Source organism: Leucobacter faecis (genome assembly GCF_054456695.2).
On sequence record NZ_JBTJER020000005.1, the window covers coordinates 146,154 to 161,413 of the forward strand.

General features: G+C 64.9%; 16 protein-coding genes. 3 read left to right on the forward strand and 13 right to left on the reverse strand.

Annotation, left to right across the window (positions count from 1 at the left end; translation table 11 throughout):
• The first annotated feature begins 152 nt into the window (after positions 1-152).
• The gene (locus ACXR2W_RS07375) at positions 153-776 is read left to right on the forward strand and encodes a histidine phosphatase family protein (RefSeq protein ID WP_458813734.1); all 624 of its coding nucleotides are present in this window, start codon (positions 153-155) and stop codon (positions 774-776) included.
• Here ACXR2W_RS07375 and cls read toward each other — a convergent pair.
• From cls to ACXR2W_RS07390, 3 genes are all read right to left on the reverse strand, one after another.
• Complete coding sequence (gene cls / locus ACXR2W_RS07380) at positions 757-2,238, reverse strand: cardiolipin synthase (protein ID WP_458813736.1); 1,482 nt, start codon at positions 2,236-2,238, stop codon at positions 757-759. The two genes, ACXR2W_RS07375 and cls, sit on opposite strands and share 20 nt — an antisense overlap.
• Before the next feature lie 88 nt (positions 2,239-2,326).
• Positions 2,327-2,506: a hypothetical protein gene (locus ACXR2W_RS07385; RefSeq protein WP_458813738.1), complete on the reverse strand. Its 180-nt coding sequence runs from the start codon at positions 2,504-2,506 to the stop codon at positions 2,327-2,329.
• 63 nt (positions 2,507-2,569) lie between these two features.
• Positions 2,570-2,962, reverse strand: coding sequence for a DoxX family membrane protein (locus ACXR2W_RS07390; RefSeq protein ID WP_458813740.1), 393 nt, complete (start codon positions 2,960-2,962; stop codon positions 2,570-2,572).
• A gap of 126 nt (positions 2,963-3,088) precedes the next feature.
• Between ACXR2W_RS07390 and ACXR2W_RS07395 the strand changes: the two genes are divergently transcribed.
• Positions 3,089-3,529, forward strand: coding sequence for a hypothetical protein (locus ACXR2W_RS07395; RefSeq protein WP_458813742.1), 441 nt, complete (start codon positions 3,089-3,091; stop codon positions 3,527-3,529).
• 84 nt (positions 3,530-3,613) lie between these two features.
• Here ACXR2W_RS07395 and lysS read toward each other — a convergent pair whose 3' ends face one another.
• The 10 genes from lysS to tilS all read right to left on the reverse strand — a co-directional run bounded on the left by lysS (position 3,614) and on the right by tilS (position 14,593).
• Positions 3,614-5,152 carry a lysine--tRNA ligase gene (gene lysS / locus ACXR2W_RS07400; RefSeq protein WP_458813748.1) on the reverse strand — a complete coding sequence of 513 codons (1,539 nt, stop codon included), beginning with the start codon at positions 5,150-5,152 and terminating at the stop codon, positions 3,614-3,616.
• An 81-nt stretch (positions 5,153-5,233) separates the two neighbouring features.
• Positions 5,234-5,971 carry a DUF2520 domain-containing protein gene (locus tag ACXR2W_RS07405; protein ID WP_458813750.1) on the reverse strand — a complete coding sequence of 246 codons (738 nt, stop codon included), beginning with the start codon at positions 5,969-5,971 and terminating at the stop codon, positions 5,234-5,236.
• The gene (locus ACXR2W_RS07410) at positions 5,955-7,736 is read right to left on the reverse strand and encodes a PH domain-containing protein (protein WP_458813752.1); all 1,782 of its coding nucleotides are present in this window, start codon (positions 7,734-7,736) and stop codon (positions 5,955-5,957) included. Before ACXR2W_RS07410 ends, ACXR2W_RS07405 begins: the two co-directional genes overlap by 17 nt.
• Entirely contained in the window at positions 7,733-8,227 is a 495-nt protein-coding gene (locus tag ACXR2W_RS07415; RefSeq protein WP_458813982.1) for a PH domain-containing protein, read from the reverse strand. Before ACXR2W_RS07415 ends, ACXR2W_RS07410 begins: the two co-directional genes overlap by 4 nt.
• A gap of 12 nt (positions 8,228-8,239) precedes the next feature.
• Entirely contained in the window at positions 8,240-8,761 is a 522-nt protein-coding gene (locus ACXR2W_RS07420; RefSeq protein WP_458813754.1) for a DUF3180 domain-containing protein, read from the reverse strand.
• Positions 8,754-9,278, reverse strand: a complete 525-nt coding sequence (folK, locus tag ACXR2W_RS07425) for a 2-amino-4-hydroxy-6-hydroxymethyldihydropteridine diphosphokinase (RefSeq protein WP_458813756.1) — start codon at positions 9,276-9,278, stop codon at positions 8,754-8,756. The genes ACXR2W_RS07420 and folK overlap by 8 nt, the downstream gene beginning before the upstream one ends.
• Complete coding sequence (gene folP, locus ACXR2W_RS07430; protein ID WP_458813758.1) at positions 9,275-10,519, reverse strand: dihydropteroate synthase; 1,245 nt, start codon at positions 10,517-10,519, stop codon at positions 9,275-9,277. Before folP ends, folK begins: the two co-directional genes overlap by 4 nt.
• 2 nt (positions 10,520-10,521) lie before the next feature.
• Positions 10,522-12,555, reverse strand: a complete 2,034-nt coding sequence (gene ftsH / locus ACXR2W_RS07435) for an ATP-dependent zinc metalloprotease FtsH (protein ID WP_458813760.1) — start codon at positions 12,553-12,555, stop codon at positions 10,522-10,524.
• Between the two features lie 115 nt (positions 12,556-12,670).
• Positions 12,671-13,228, reverse strand: coding sequence for a hypoxanthine phosphoribosyltransferase (gene hpt / locus ACXR2W_RS07440; RefSeq protein WP_458813762.1), 558 nt, complete (start codon positions 13,226-13,228; stop codon positions 12,671-12,673).
• A 165-nt stretch (positions 13,229-13,393) separates the two neighbouring features.
• A complete protein-coding gene (gene tilS, locus ACXR2W_RS07445) occupies positions 13,394-14,593 on the reverse strand; it encodes a tRNA lysidine(34) synthetase TilS (RefSeq protein WP_458813764.1) in 1,200 nt (399 codons plus the stop codon).
• Positions 14,594-14,750: 157 nt separating this feature from the next.
• Between tilS and ppa the strand changes: the two genes are divergently transcribed.
• Complete coding sequence (ppa, locus tag ACXR2W_RS07450; protein WP_458813766.1) at positions 14,751-15,242, forward strand: inorganic diphosphatase; 492 nt, start codon at positions 14,751-14,753, stop codon at positions 15,240-15,242.
• Positions 15,243-15,260: the final 18 nt, after the last annotated feature.

Consider the following 15,260-nt stretch of genomic DNA (forward strand, 5'->3'; position numbering starts at 1 on the left):
ACTCAAGAGCGACACCCGGTGGCAACACTCCAGAGCGACACCCGTGGCAACGCTCAGAATGACACTCATTGCCTATGCACCAGAAATGCGCATAGGCAATGTTTATAGCGCTCTACGCCGCCAACCATAATCATTCACTACGCTTACTTCTCATGAACCTGCTCATTCAAGACTCGATCGCGCTCGTGCGCCACGGCGAGACCGACTGGAACCTTGAGCGCCGCATTCAGGGCCGCACCGATATTGCGCTCAACGACACGGGCCGCGCGCAGGCCCGTGTCACGGCCGCATCGCTCGCCGCTGCAGGCACATGGGCCGGCGTACGATCCTCGCCGCTTGCGCGCGCCTTTGAGACCGCCGAGATTCTCGCGAACGGCCTAAGCCTTGCTGCGCCGCAGCGAGATCACGGATTCTGGGAGCGAGATTTTGGCGCTGCCGAGGGGGTAGGCGTCGACGAGGCCAAGGAGCGCTGGCCCGGGCTCGTCGACATTACAGGCGCCGAGCCACTTGATGCGGTGGCGGCGCGCGCTGCCGCCGCCTTCGAGCGCGTGCTCTCCGAGGCTCCCGGATCGATTGTCGTCGCCCACGGCGCAATGCTGCGCGTAGGCCTAATGGCAGTGTCGGGTGCCGAGGTGCCCCGAATTTTGAACGGCGAGGTGTGGCTCCTCTCGCGCGGCCCGGCCGGGTTGAGCGTTGAACGATTCGAACAAGCCGCCGCTTGTGCGGCGTCTGCTGCAGCTACGGCGTCTACTGCAATTACTGCAGCGCTGAGGTGAGCCGCGCCAGCCCGTCCATCAGTTGCCAGCGCAGCGGCTGCTTCGACCACTCTTCGAGGGTGAGCTCGCGGGCGTTCGCGCGGTAGTAGTCGTTGACCTCGTCGAGGTCGCGCACAAAGCTCTCGCCGTGCACCACCATCGAGATCTCCATGTTCAGCCCAAATGAGCGCTGATCCATATTGGAGGAGCCGACGACGGCCACAGCGTCGTCGACGGTGAAGTGCTTCGAGTGCAGAATGTACGGCGGCCTGAACATCCAGATGCGCACCCCCGCCCGCAGCAGCTCTTCATAATACGACCGCTGCGCGTGGTACACCACAGCCTGGTCGCCGGTTTCTGACACGAACAGTTCGACGTCAACACCGCGGGCGGTCGCCGCACGCACCGCGTTCATGATCGACCCGTCGGGCACAAAGTATGGGCTCGTGATACTAATGCGGTTCTGAGCCGTGTACATGAGGGCGACAAACACCTGCAGGTTGTTTTCACCAGCGTAGCCCGGGCCGCTCGGCACGATCTGGCACTCGAGGTTGCCAGGAGTTTCGAGTTCGAGCGGGTTATCGGTCAGGTGAGTCAGGTACTCGTCGGTCTCGAGGTACCAGTCCCCCTGAAAGACCGCTTCAAGGCCCAACACGATCGGGCCTTCCACACGCACCATCAGGTCTTTCCAGTGCAGGCCGCGACGCCGGTTCGCCGGTTTGTTGTAACTCGAATCGACGAGGTTTTGCGATCCCATAAAGCCCACCTTGCCATCGACCACGATGAGCTTGCGGTGGTTGCGCAGGTCCGGGCGCTGGTACTCACCGCGCCACGGGCGCACGGGCAGCATGTACGCCCAATCGGCGCCCATGTCGTCGAGTGCTTTAGCCGTGCGCTTCATACCGGGGTTGCGCACGGCCGAGATATGATCGGCGAGCACACGCACCTTGACACCGCGCGCGGCCACTTCGCGTAGCGCCGCGAACACGTCGGCGGTCGTGTCGTCGAGCACGAAAATATAGAACTCGACGTGCACGTAGGCCTGCGCTTCGCGAATCGCGGCAGCCATGCGGGCGAGACTTTCTTCGTAGTCAATGCAGATCGAGGCACTATTGCCCTGCAGCATCGGCTGCGCGCCGAGGGAGCGCCCCAGCCGTTCAACGCTCTCGAGACCGGGTTGCAGCGGCTCCCCCGACCACACGAGACCCTGCTCCTCGCGGTCTGCAATCTGCTTCACGAAGTGATTAATCGCCTCTTGTTTTTGCTCACGCTTCTTGGGCAACCGCTTGCTGCCGATGATCAAAAACAGCAGTAAGCCGGGCACTGGCATGAAAAAGATAGCCATCAGCCATGCCATACCCGAAGTCGGGCGCCGGTTGCGCGGCACAATAAAGAGCGCCGTGATACGAATCAGGTTGTCGACGACAAGAACCGTAAAGGTCCACGCAACCGGCCAGTTCAGCTCAGACCAGTTGAAACTCATCGACCATTCCCCTTAGCACTAAGTAAACACACCGTCGTATTCACCTTAGTGCCAGATGGGAAAGTTCTAGTCGATTACCGGCAACGCACTATTTCTCGTTACGCAGCGGCAGCCCGGCCTTGGCCCGCTCTTCGTCTTCGATCTGCTGGTACACGCGTCGCTCTGTGCGGTCGGCACGAATGATGAGCCGCAGCACGAGCCAGAAGAAAAGCCCGATTAGCACGGTCGGGGTAAGCGACCAGACAGCGTTCATCCACCAGTTATCCATACCTGCCACTGTACCCGCGCCAGCCCGGCACTTCCTGAACGAGTGCGCCTCCGTTGGCCCAGGTCAGAAGGGTAGCGGCACCGCCATTAAACCCGGCCCAAACGCTGCAATCACCGCCGCAAGCGTGAGCAGCAACAGGTCATACTCGGGGCCACCCTGCTGCGCCCAATACTTGCTGCGCCACTTAAACACGTGCAGTGCCGTGGTGCCGAGCATCAGCAGCATGACCCCCAGCGCGGCCCACGCTGCGAGCACACCAGTTGCGAACGAGAGCGCCGCGGCCGACTCGGCCACCACAACTACCCACGCGAGAGGCACGGGCAGCCCGTCGTTCTTCGCAAACTTGGGCACGTCCTTCAACTTCAAGAGCGCCTCGCGCGCAAACGCCACGGCGAGCATAGCCCGCACGAGCAATAGCACCAGCGACATGATCAGAAACCCCAGTGAGAACATCATTGCTCCTCTCGCCTACATGGTAGACCCAATACCAACCATTCTATCGGATAAGAAAGTTGACACTAGAGCAAAACTGGATCTATCGTAAGTAAAAACATCTTTAACAAATTTGGCAAAGGACTCATCATGACTCACCACTCCAACGCACAGGCCAAGACGCGCGCAGAAGCACAGCGAGGCGCCCAAGCGTCGCTACTCGCTGACGGCAACCGGCTCGCATTCTTCATGCTGCGTACGGTGTTCACCGTCGCGCCAATCCTCTTTGGCCTCGACAAGTTTGTGCGCGTGCTCACCGATGACTGGGAGCGCTACCTGGCTCCATGGATGGACAACATCATTCCCGGCGATGCGCACACGGCAATGCTGATCATCGGCGCAATCGAGATTGTGGCCGGCCTGGTGGTGGCGTTTCTGCCCAGGTTTGGCGGTCTGCTCGTGGCGGTCTGGCTGGCCGGCATCATCATCAGCCTCGTGAGCGTAGGCGGCTACCTCGATGTAGCGCTGCGCGACTTCGGACTCATGGTGGCGGCGCTCGCTCTCGCTGCCCTTGCCTGGAACCGCAAGTAGCGGGCTACAAATAGAATTCGCCGCGGGCCGTCAACTGACGGCCCGCGGCGATAAAGTTTTACCCGGGGCACACCCCGCGGGAACCTACTTTACGAGCGGAAACAAGATCGTCTCGCGAATTCCCAGGCCCGTGAGCGCCATCAGCAGGCGATCCATGCCCATGCCCATGCCGCCCGCGGGCGGCATGGCGTGCTCGAGCGCACGTAGGAAGTCCTCGTCAACGCCCATCGCCTCGTCGTCACCGCGTGCACCCTCAGCTGCCTGCTGCGTGAACCGCTCACGTTGCACGACGGGATCGACGAGCTCGGAGTAGCCCGTCGCCAGCTCGAAGCCGCGAATGTAGAGGTCCCACTTCTCAACGACACCCGCGATCGAGCGGTGGTGACGAGTCAGCGGGCTCGTCTCGACCGGAAAATCCATGACGAAGGTCGGCGCGGTGAGCCCGTCCTTCACGAAGTGCTCCCACAGCTCTTCGACCAGCTTGCCGTGGTTGGGCAGGTGCACCTCAACACCCTCGGCGTCGGCGATCGCGAGCAGGTCCTCGACCGAAGTCTCGGGGGTGACCTCACGGCCGCAGGCTTCAGACAGCGTGCCGTACATCGAGATCCGAGCCCAGTTACCGCCCAGGTCGAAGAGCGTGCCGTCGGCCCACTTCACGACGTGCGTACCCTCACGCTCGCTTCCCACGTTCGCCGCGAGCGCCGCGTTCTGAATCAGCTCCTGCGTCAGGTCTGCGATGCCGTTGTAGTCGGTGTACGTTTCGTACGCCTCGAGCATCGCGAACTCGGGGCTGTGAGTCGAGTCTGCGCCCTCATTGCGAAAGTTGCGGTTGATTTCAAACACGCGCTCGAGCCCGCCAACGACGGCGCGCTTGAGGTAGAGCTCGGGTGCGATGCGCAAGAACAGCTCGGTGTCGAAAGCGTTCGAGTGCGTGATGAACGGGCGCGCCGAGGCTCCACCGTGCATAGTCTGCAGCATCGGCGTTTCGACCTCGAGGTAGTCGCGCTCAGCAAACGTCTTGCGCAGGCTCGCCATCGTGCGCGCACGCGTCACCACGTTGATGCGCGCCTGCTCACGCTGGATCAGGTCGAGGTAGCGATGGCGCACGCGCATCTCTTCGTTCAGCTCTGAGTACATATTGGGCAGCGGCGCGAGCGCCTTCGACGCCATCTGCCACTCGGTCACCATGATCGACAGCTCGCCGCGGCGGCTCGAAATCACTTCACCGGCCACGAAGACGTGGTCACCCAGGTCGACGAGCTCCTTAAACTTGGCGAGCGCTTCTTCGCCCACCTCGGCGAGGCTCACCATCGCCTGAATGCGCGTGCCATCGCCCGCCTGCAGTGACGCGAAGCACAGCTTGCCCGTGTTGCGCTGAAACACAATGCGGCCGGCGATGCCGACGGTCGCACCCGAAGCGGTGTCGGGGGTCTCTTCGAGGTGGCCCCACTCGGCGCGCACCGCGGGAATAGTGGTGGTGACGGGCACCGCGACGGGGTACGCGCCTCCGCCGAGGTCTCCCCCGGCGTTAAGCTTCTCGCGCTTCTCCATGCGCACGCGCTTCTGTTCGAAGACGTCCTCTTCGCTCGTCGCGGGAGTGCTGGATGCGGGCTGATCGCTCATTGGGGCGGGTTCCTCCGGTTCGTGGCTCGCCAGATCCAGGCGGATCGGCATACCGATCCATCCTACGCGAGCCTGGCTGGGTTAGGGCGCTTCGAGCCCCGTGCCGGGGGCGCCCCCGGCGTCTGGCGATGATCCGGATCCTGTTGCGAGCGCTTCTTCGAGCGCCGCGCGCACGAGACCCCCAAGCAGCAGCGCGGGGTCTTCGACCCGGATCTCGCGCAGCGCGTCGAGGCCCTGGCGCACGACCGCGCCGACGAGATCGCCGGCCGCGGTGACCGCGTCGGCGTAGGCCGCACGGTCGGCTTCGGCGATCGCGACGGGCTCGGCGCCCATTTCGACCGCGAGCGCCAGGCCTATGGGCAGCACCGGGGCGGGGGCCGTGACGGCGATCGAGGCGCCCGCGAGCCGCGTGAGATCAAGGCTCGTGCCCGTGAACTTGAGCGCGGGGTGCAGCGCAAGCGGAATCACGCCCGCCGCCATTGCGGGCGCAAACACGCCGTAACCGTGCTCGGGGCTCGTATGAATGACGAGCTGGCCGGGCTGCCACGCGCCGGTCGCAGTGAGCCCCGACACGAGCGCGGGCAGTTCGTCGCCCGGAATCGCGAACAGCACAAGCTCAGAGCGGCGCACCACCTCTGCGACCTCGAGCACGGGCACGCCCGGCAGCATCACGTCGGCCCGTTCGCGGCTCTCGGCGCTAATCGCGCTGATGCCGGTGATCGCGTGGCCCGCGCCCGCGAGGGCACGTGCCAGCACGGGGCCGACACGCCCCGCGCCCACGACTCCGACGCCGAGACGTGATTCACTCACCGTTGACATCGTGTGACTCCTGATGGTGGGTTACTGGGGGCTCGGGCGACGGAGCTGTTTGGGCGGGCTGGCTACTCGCACGCGCCTCGGCAATTTCTCGCGCCTCTGAGTTTTGCACGCGCAGCACGCACGCGGCGAACTCGTCAAACATCGCGCGGGCGGCCTGCAGCTCGACACCGCGCACCTGCATCAGCACGGGGCCGAGCACCGTGTGCGCCTGCAGTGTCGCGAGCCCGAGCATGCGGTGCACGAGCGGCCGGTGGAAGAGCACTGATTGCGCCCGCAGCACGGGCATCACACCCAGTGAGCGGGTCAAGAATCCGCGGCGAATACGCAGCGTCGCGTGCGGTGCCTGGGCGTCTCCGATCGTGACGCCCGAGCGGCGGCGGCCAAACCAGAGCACCCACCCGGCGCGCGGGCCCGCCCCCAGGTAGCCCTCGCCCTGGCCGACGAGGCCCTCACGCAGCTCTTCGAGCTCACGCGGGTCTTCGCCGATGCCCGGCAGCAGCGTCGCGAACACGCGCAGCACGTCATCGATCGATCCCACGGGCAGCACCACATTTTGTGCAGCGTTCTGCCCGCCCTGCGACACCGAGTGCCCCGCCGTCGTGACGCGTACCTTCCACCACCCCAGCTTCCGCCACAGCAGCGGCTGCCTCGCTTCGACCGCGTGAATACGGCCAAACGGGATCGTCTCGGTCACCGTGGAGGTGAGGCCCGCGCCGGTGCGAATCGTGTCGTGCCCGCGCGACAGCGTGAAGTTGAAGCCCTTGTTGAACTGGCTGATGATGATACTCGCGGTGATGATCACCATGGGAAAGAGGCCAAACGCCATAACCGGTTCGATTGTGGCGGCGCCAACGATCAACGCGGTCGCAACTGCCACGAGCGACACCGCTTCCCAGCTCAGCGCGATGCTCCCGACAAGCCGGCCCACGGGCACGCGCACGAGCGTATTCTCGGTGACCGCCTTCGGGTCGATATCGAAGTCGACGAAATCGTTGGCCCTCGCCACAAGTGCCGCGTCGAACGCTGCGCTGCCGAACTGGGCGTGAGCTTGCGCGGGAGCTTGCGCGGGAGCTTGCGCGGGAGCTACCGAGGGTGCCCCCGTGGCCGGCTGGTCGGCGGACTGGTCGGCGGGCTGTTCAGCTGCCTGTTCGATCGCTTGTTCAAGCGGCTGATTCGCCTCGGCGGCGTGTTCATCTTGAACCTGCGCGCCGCCACGCTTTGCCGCCGCCCGGCCGAGAATGTCTTCGCGCACCGTCTTTGCGTCTTGAAAGCTCAGGTAGGCGAGTTCAACTTTGCCGCCCTGACCCGCCGTCACGATCTCGATCTTGGTGAGCCCCAGTGCCCGCGCGAGCAGCGGCCGCTGCAGGTTGACGCTCTGAATGCGCTCGAGCGGAGCCCGCCGGTGGCTACGAAACACGACGCCCTTGCGTGCTTCAACGGCGTCGCCTGTGACCCGATAGGTCGAAAACCGCCAGCCAATCCACGAGAAGAAGATGATCAAAGCAATGATCGCGAGCGCGACCCCCATCGCGACGAGCACAAGCCCTCGCTCGGCGATGAACCCGAATGGGTCTTGCGCCCCCGAGGGGATCTCGTTGTATTCATCGCTGTTCCACAACTTCTCACCGACAAAAATGTCGATGATGCGGTCGCGAAAGTTGCCGATGATGATGCCCGCGATGACGAGCAGCGCGAGCCCGCCGCGCAGAAGCGGCGAGAACGGGTGCATGCGCCGCCATGCGGTCTCAGTTTCTGCGCCGGTCACAGGCCAGACCGCCGAATCTCGGCGAGCGCGACAAGCTTGTCACGCAGTTCCTCTGCGTCATCGGCTGCGAGACCCGGTAGCTGCACACCAGTGGCAGCCGACGCAGTCACAAACTTGAGGGTCGATAGACCGAGCGCACGCAGCAGCGGGCCGCGTGTCACGTCGACGAGTTGCAGCCGGCCGTAGGGCACCGCCACGATGCGCTCGAACATGATCCCGCGGCGAAACAGCAGGTCGTCTTCGCGCAGAATGTAGCCAATCGCCCGCACGCGCCGAAACGCGAGCAGTGCGTTCACGAACAGGGCGACAATGCCCACGGGCAGGCCGATCAGCACGGGCAGCGGGGCTTCGTCGCCCGCGTTCAGCAGCACTACTGTGAACACGATCGCAACGGCGACTACGAGCAGCAGGTTGATAGCCAGGTCAGCCCAGGCGTACTTGGTCGATACGCGGGTCCAATTGTCGCGGGTTACGTGGTGTTCTTCATTCATCACCGCACCAGCTTACGGGCGACGGTAGGCCGCCTGAGACTCTGGCCCGGTCTCACCGTCATCGCTCGCGCGTGTCTCGTCACCGTCGCCCGGTGGTACCCGGCACCAGCGCTCAACAATCAAACCGCACACGAGCAGGGCGAGACCCGCGCCTCCAACAGCGGCCATCGGCAACCAGACCGTCGCGGGTGCCGGCACGCTACGCCCCACAAGCGACAGCACCAGGCCTGCACCAAACCCACCAAACGCGCCTCCCACCAGGGCGCCCGCTCGCGCGGCGACCAGCACGCGCACCGCGAGAAACGGGTCGACCGCGCGTTTCTCGCTCGCGACGGCCCGCTTAATGCGCAGCCCGAACACGATGAGCACGGCCGCGATCGATACGAGGGCAATCGCGACGCTGTAGGGCGGCACGAGCGGCGACTGCCCGCTGCGGGCGAGCCCCCACTGTACAAGCAGCGCGGCGACAAGCCCCGCGCCCGCCACGATCAGCGGCGCGAACGGCTGGTGCTGTGGGCTCGGGTGGTTAGCCATGATCCGGATCAAAACCCGCCGAGAGCGGCTGCGTCGTATCGCCTATGCGCGCGAGCAGATCGGCGACTCGGCCGTGGCCCATGAGCACCGCGCCCGGTTCGAGCGCGAGCCAGGGAGAGAGCACGAAGTCGCGCTCGTGGGCGCGCGGGTGCGGCACCTCGAGGCGTTCATCCTTGATGACGCGGCCCGCGTAGAGAATCAGGTCGAGGTCGAGCGTGCGTGCACCCCAGCGCACGTCGCGCACGCGGCCCTGCTCGTGCTCGATGCGCTGCATCACGTCGAGCAGCTCGTGCGGGCCGAGCGACGTCGTAGCGCGGGCGACCGCGTTGAGATAGCGGGGCGCGCTGGGATCTGGGCCCTCAAGCGTCACCGCGATCGTTTCGCGCAGCGGTGACATTTGTAGGTCAAAGATGCCGTCGGTGCCTGCGAGCGCGCGCGCTGCCGCGTCGATCGTCTCACCGCGGTCGCCGAGGTTGGCGCCAAACGCGATGAGCACGGGGGCGAGCTGGGCGATCATCGCACGACCGTCACAGATACGTTCTCGAACGGGTGGCTGATGGGTGCATCGGGTTTATTGACCGTGATGCGGGCCTCGCGCACGCCCGGAAATGACAGGGCGACGTCGGCGATACGCTCGGCCACCGTCTCGATCAGATCGACAGGGTCACGCTTCACCGCTTCGACGATGGCGTCGGCGAGTTCACCGTAGTGCACCGTCTCGCCGAGCGCGTCGCCCGCCGCGGCCTGGTGCAGGTTGACCGCGATTTCTGCGTCGATCAAGAACTTCTGACCGTTCTCGCGTTCGAAGTCGAACACGCCGTGGTGCGCGAACACTTCAAGACCCGTAAGCGTGATGCGGTCGCGCAGCCCGGCTGTTGCCTGGCCAGCTCCCCCCGCGGGGTGCACCGCCGCGACGCTCGCGGCGCGCCACGCAGCCTCGACCGCGAGGGCCTGAGTCGTTCCCGCGACGTCGTGTACGCGCACCCCCCATGCGCCCGCGCGCGCCGCAAAGGCACTCACCACAGAGGTAGCGAGATCGCGCTCGTGGGTCTCGCAGGCGTCGATATGGGCGGTCACCGCGCCGGGCAGGCCGCCCAGCATCTCACCCAGCATGCGCTTGCGCGATGCACCGACGAGCACGGGGTAACCTGTCGCAGCAAGCTCTGGCAGTTGCGCGAGCAACTGCCAGCACTGCGCGTCGGTCTTGTCGAACCCGAGACCCGGGTCGATGATCACGTGGGCCGGATCGACGCCCGCGCGAATCGCGTTGCCGGCGAGCCCGGCAAGCGCGTCGCGCACCTCAGTGACGACGTTGGTGTACTCAGAGCGGTGGTGCGCCAGGTCTGGAATACCGCGCCAGTGTCCGATGATGAACTTGGTGCCGTGCCCCTGGCTGGCGAGCGCCGCTACAGCACACATGCGCGGGTCGTGGGTGCCGCCCGACACGTCGTTGATGTACGCGGCCCCCGCGTCTGCTGCTGCCTCGGCCGTCGAAGCGTGAATCGTATCGATCGAGACGGGAATCCCGCGTTCAACGAGCGCCCGAATCACGGGTAGCACCCGTGCGGCCTCTTCGTCTTCGCTCACGGGTGCTGCGCCCGGCCGCGTTGACTCACCGCCGACATCGACGAAGGTCGCACCCTGCGAGATGAGCTGCTCACCGCGCCGCACGGCCGTCTCAACGTCGACGTATTTGCCGCCGTCACTAAATGAATCAGGCGTGACGTTGAGCACGCCCATCACTTCGATGGGTGCCACGCCTAGTTCTCCGTTGTTTCGGAAGCTACGGGTGCCTCAGGATCTTGTTGGTCACCATTTTTCGTGTCGAGAGCCGACAGGTCGACAGCGGGGCCGTCGGTGCGCACGTTGGCGGGCACCTCGATGGGAGGCCTCGTCGACACGGGTCGGTCGTCGTGAGACAGCCAGATGGGACGCGGCGCGAGCTTCTGCACACCTTGGAAAATCTCGGCAATCTGGTTGTGGTCGAGCGTTTCTTTCTCGAGCAGCTCGTGCGCAAGGTTGTCAAGAATGTCGCGGTTTTGCACGAGCACCTCGTACGCCTCGTTGTGCGCCTGCTCGAGCAGGGCGCGCACCTCGGCGTCGATGGTGACGGCGAGGCCCTCGGAGTAGTCACGGCTCTGGCCGAACTCACCCATGAACGCACCGGGCTGCGCTTCGCCCAGTTTCACCGGCCCCACCGACGACGACATACCGTACTCGGTGACCATCTTGCGCGCTGTGCTCGTCGCCTTCTCGATGTCGTTACCAGCGCCAGTGGTGGGGTCGTGAAACACGAGCTCTTCGGCAACGCGGCCGCCGAGCGCGTAGGCGAGCTGATCTTGCAGCTCATTGCGCGACACCGAGTACTTGTCTTCGAGTGGAATCACCATCGTGTAGCCCAGCGCACGACCGCGCGGCAGGATCGTGATCTTGGTCACGGGGTCGGTGTGGTTGAGGCCTGCCGCCACGAGTGCGTGCCCGCCCTCGTGGTAGGCGGTAATGAGGCGCTCGCGGTCTTTCATGACGCGGGTGCGACGCTGCGGGCCAGCGATCGAGCGGTCGATGGCCTCGTCGAGGGCACGGTTGTCGATGAGCTGAGCGTTCGAGCGCGCGGTAAGCAGCGCGGCCTCATTGAGCACATTCGCGAGGTCAGCGCCCGAGAAGCCGGGCGTCTTGCGCGCGACAACCTCAAGGTCGACGTTCTTCGACAGCGGCTTGCCCTTGGCGTGCACCTGCAGAATCTTGAGGCGGCCCGGCATATCGGGGGCGTCGACGCCCACCTGTCGGTCGAAACGGCCCGGGCGTAGCAGGGCTGGGTCGAGCATGTCGGGGCGGTTCGTCGCCGCGATCATGATCACGTTGGTCTTGGGGTCGAAGCCGTCCATCTCAACGAGCAGCTGGTTGAGGGTCTGCTCACGTTCGTCGTGGCCACCACCCATCCCCTGGCCGCGGCGCTGGCCGACAGCGTCGATCTCATCGATGAAGATGATGGCGGGGGCGTTTGCTTTGGCCTCTTTGAAGAGGTCGCGCACGCGGCTTGCACCGACGCCCACGAACATCTCGACAAAGTCTGAGCCCGAGATCGAGTAGAACGGCACGCCGGCCTCGCCCGCCACCGCGCGTGCGAGCAGGGTCTTACCCGTGCCGGGAGGGCCATACAGCAGCACTCCCTTGGGAATGCGTGCGCCGACGGCCTGAAACCGCGACGCGTCTTGCAGAAAGTCTTTGATTTCGTGCAGCTCTTCGACCGCTTCGTCTGCGCCGGCGACGTCTGCGAACGTGACCTTGGGGGTCTCCTTCGACACGAGCTTGGCCTTATTCTTGCCGAACTGCATGACACCGCGGCCGCCGCCCTGCATCGACGACAGCATCCACCAGATCAGCAGACCAATGAGAAGCAGCGGCAGCATGAACCCGACGAGCGACCACACGGGATTGGGCTGGGGCACCTGGTCGGTGAAGCCGTCCTTGATCTTGGCGTCGTCGACGGCCTTGACAATGTCGGGACCGCGGGGCGTGACGTAGTAGAAGTAGACCTCGGTTGCACCGGTCTTCTTGTCTGCCTTGGTGAGCTCGAGGTTGACGCGCTGATCACCGTCAACGATCTCGGCCTTCTTCACGTCGCCCGCAGCGAGCATTTCGAGGCCCTGTTCGGTGGGTACCTCGCGCACGTTACCGCCCGAAAGCAGCGACCACCCCAGCAGCACGATAAGCGGCGCCAAGATCAAATAGACCAGCGGGCCGCGCAGCAGCTTGTTCTTCTTAGGTGGGCTCTTCGGTGAATTCTCTGCCAAGTCAGCGCCTTTCGGGTACGCGGGGTGCAGGTGTAAGCGTAGCTAATACCGCTGACACCGTACTGCGGCGGGGGCGGATGTACGCTCTCGGCGCAAGGCCGCCCCCGCGTTCGTGCTACTTGCTGTAGACGTGCGGCGCGAGAATCGCTACGTCGCGCAGGTTACGGTAATCCTCTGCGTAGTCGAGGCCGTAACCGACCACAAACTCGACGGGAATATCGAAGCCGACGTACGCAACATCGACGTCCACTTTGAGCGCCTTCGGCTTGCGCAGCATCGTGCAGATGCGCACCGACTTCGCGCCACGGCTTTCGAGGTTTTCCTTCAGCCACGACAGGGTGAGCCCCGAGTCGATGATGTCTTCAACGATCAGCACATCGCGGCCAGAAATGTCGGCGTCGAGATCCTTAAGAATCTTGACGACACCGCTCGACTTGGTGCCCGCGCCATACGACGAGACGGCCATCCAGTCCATCTGCGCATGGAAGCGCAGTTCGCGTGCGAGGTCGGCCATCACCATGACCGCACCCTTGAGCACGCCCACGAGAAGCGGGGGCGGGCCGTCGGCGTAGTCTGCCTCGATCTCGCGCGCCATCTCGGCGAGCCGCGCGTGTAGCTCGGCCTCGGTGTGCAGTACTTCGGTGAGATCGTCACCCAGGTGTTCAACGTCCATGCGCTGTAGTTTACCGCCGACCTGGTTTTGCACGCTGGGTAATTCCTACAGGCGAGATTGCGGGGGTGGATGCTGCGACTCGCTCGTGCAGGACTAAAACGCGGATTTGATCCTGCACGAGCGCAGATCTCCTGTTTGTGTGCAGCTGGTCCGGCCTGCAATTCGCTAGGCGCGCCTTGGGGAGGTGGTTTGGCGCTGAAAGTAAAGCATGCCAGCCCTGCGCGTGACCGCAATACCGGGAACGCTGATTGTTCCCTGCCCGGTCCAGGCCGTAACGAGGCTCACCACAGCGAGCGTGTGAACTCGCTCGAGCGAAACTCCAAATCTTGCGCGCGCAAGCCCCCGCACCACGCGTTGCAGCACGGGCCCATCGAGCAGACTCAAATCGAACGCCGAAACAGCAAGCAGGTCTGCGTCGTCAACCTCGGCAGCACCAGCACCAGCATTAGCCAGCAAGGCGCGCACCTGCCCAGCGGCGATCGCGTCGAGGGCGTCTGCATCCTGGCGCGCTAGCTGGGCGGTGCGCACGAGCGCGTCGGCGATGCCCGGCCCGAGTTCTGCCTCAAGCAGCGGCAGCACCCGTTCGCGCACCCGCACGCGCGCGAAGCTCGCGTCACTGTTGTGCGGATCGCGCCAGTACTCAACACCTTGGTCTGCGCAGGCCGCCTCGGTCACACTGCGGGTGATAGGAGTAGCGCCATCCTCGGCCGCTAGCAAGAACGGACGTAGGAGGTAGCGCGACACCGCTGAGCCTGAACCGCCTGACCCCGCCTCCGTGTGTACGACGGGCCGCGCAAGCGGGCGTGACACCGGCATCCCCGCGAGGCTGCGTAGCCCGCTGCCGCGCACCAGTCCCAAAAGCACCTGTTCCGCTTGGTCGTCGTGCGTGTGCGCTAGCAGCACGCTGCTGGCGCCCACGTCCTCTGCCACGCGCGTAAACGCCGCGTAGCGCATACTGCGCGCGGCTGATTCTGGGCCTCCGGCGGCATCGGCGGCAATATTCACGCGCTCGATCAGCACCGGATCAAGCCCCATGGCCCGTGCCTGCGCTGCGGCCGTCCGTGCAACTTCAGCCGAGCCCACCTGGAGTCCGTGGTCCACGATCACAGCCCCCGCACGCAGGGCGGCGCGGGGTGCTTCGTAGGCTACGGCCAGGGCGAGCGCCAGCGAATCTGCCCCGCCCGAGAGCCCAACCAGCACAAGCGGCCACTCGTCGGGCCCGCCGCCCGCCCGCCGGTGCTGCCCGGCCAGCGGTGCGAGCGCCCGCCGCACGGCACGCCGCGTCGCCATCGTCTCGGGTCCGAACGTGCGTGCTCCAGGCCGCCCATTGGGCAACGGTTGAGGTGGTCGCGCCTGCTCGGTCATGCCGTCTACGCTATCGCTGGTCGTCGCTGCGCATGATCCGGAACACGGTTTTAAACGGGCGCAAGCTATTACACCTGCGGGCGGCCAGCCTCCCTGGCCCGCTTCGGGTACTCTGGGCTCAGCATTATCTCGCAATCATTTACGCAAGGAGCAGCCAATGACCGCAGCGTTCGACGCCGTCATCGAGATCCCTAAGGGGAGCCGCAACAAGTACGAGATCGACCACGAGACGGGGCGCGTCTACCTCGACCGCGTGCTCTACACCGGGTTCGTGTACCCCGCCGACTACGGCTTCTTCGAGGAGACCCTCGGCGAAGACGGCGACCCGCTCGACGTGCTCGTGCTGCTCGACTACCCCGTATTCCCCGGCGTAGGAGTCAAGGTGCGCCCCGTCGGCGTGCTCAAGATGAGCGACGAGGCTGGTGGCGACGACAAGGTCGTAGCTGTGCAGGTGAAGGATCCCCGTTGGAGCCACATCCAGGATGTTGCAGACATTCCCGAGTACACCCGCAAGGAGATCGAGCACTTCTTCGAGCGTTACAAGGACCTCGAGCCCGGCAAGTGGGTCAAGGTTGACGCGTGGGGCTCGGCGGCAGACGCCGAGCAGCTGATCGTCGAGGCACAGGAGCGCCTCGCAGCTCAGGAGTAACGCGCACTTCGGCCCCTG

What these genes read in the sequence shown, in the direction of transcription:
- ACXR2W_RS07375 (WP_458813734.1), top strand. Translation starts at nt 153, where the DNA reads ATGAACCTGCTCATTCAAGACTCGATCGCGCTCGTGCGCCACGGCGAG.
- cls (WP_458813736.1), bottom strand. Translation starts at nt 2,238, where the DNA reads ATGAGTTTCAACTGGTCTGAGCTGAACTGGCCGGTTGCGTGGACCTTT.
- ACXR2W_RS07385 (WP_458813738.1), bottom strand. Translation starts at nt 2,506, where the DNA reads ATGGATAACTGGTGGATGAACGCTGTCTGGTCGCTTACCCCGACCGTG.
- ACXR2W_RS07390 (WP_458813740.1), bottom strand. Translation starts at nt 2,962, where the DNA reads ATGATGTTCTCACTGGGGTTTCTGATCATGTCGCTGGTGCTATTGCTC.
- ACXR2W_RS07395 (WP_458813742.1), top strand. Translation starts at nt 3,089, where the DNA reads ATGACTCACCACTCCAACGCACAGGCCAAGACGCGCGCAGAAGCACAG.
- lysS (WP_458813748.1), bottom strand. Translation starts at nt 5,152, where the DNA reads ATGAGCGATCAGCCCGCATCCAGCACTCCCGCGACGAGCGAAGAGGAC.
- ACXR2W_RS07405 (WP_458813750.1), bottom strand. Translation starts at nt 5,971, where the DNA reads ATGTCAACGGTGAGTGAATCACGTCTCGGCGTCGGAGTCGTGGGCGCG.
- ACXR2W_RS07415 (WP_458813982.1), bottom strand. Translation starts at nt 8,227, where the DNA reads ATGAATGAAGAACACCACGTAACCCGCGACAATTGGACCCGCGTATCG.
- ACXR2W_RS07420 (WP_458813754.1), bottom strand. Translation starts at nt 8,761, where the DNA reads ATGGCTAACCACCCGAGCCCACAGCACCAGCCGTTCGCGCCGCTGATC.
- folK (WP_458813756.1), bottom strand. Translation starts at nt 9,278, where the DNA reads ATGATCGCCCAGCTCGCCCCCGTGCTCATCGCGTTTGGCGCCAACCTC.
- hpt (WP_458813762.1), bottom strand. Translation starts at nt 13,228, where the DNA reads ATGGACGTTGAACACCTGGGTGACGATCTCACCGAAGTACTGCACACC.
- tilS (WP_458813764.1), bottom strand. Translation starts at nt 14,593, where the DNA reads ATGACCGAGCAGGCGCGACCACCTCAACCGTTGCCCAATGGGCGGCCT.
- ppa (WP_458813766.1), top strand. Translation starts at nt 14,751, where the DNA reads ATGACCGCAGCGTTCGACGCCGTCATCGAGATCCCTAAGGGGAGCCGC.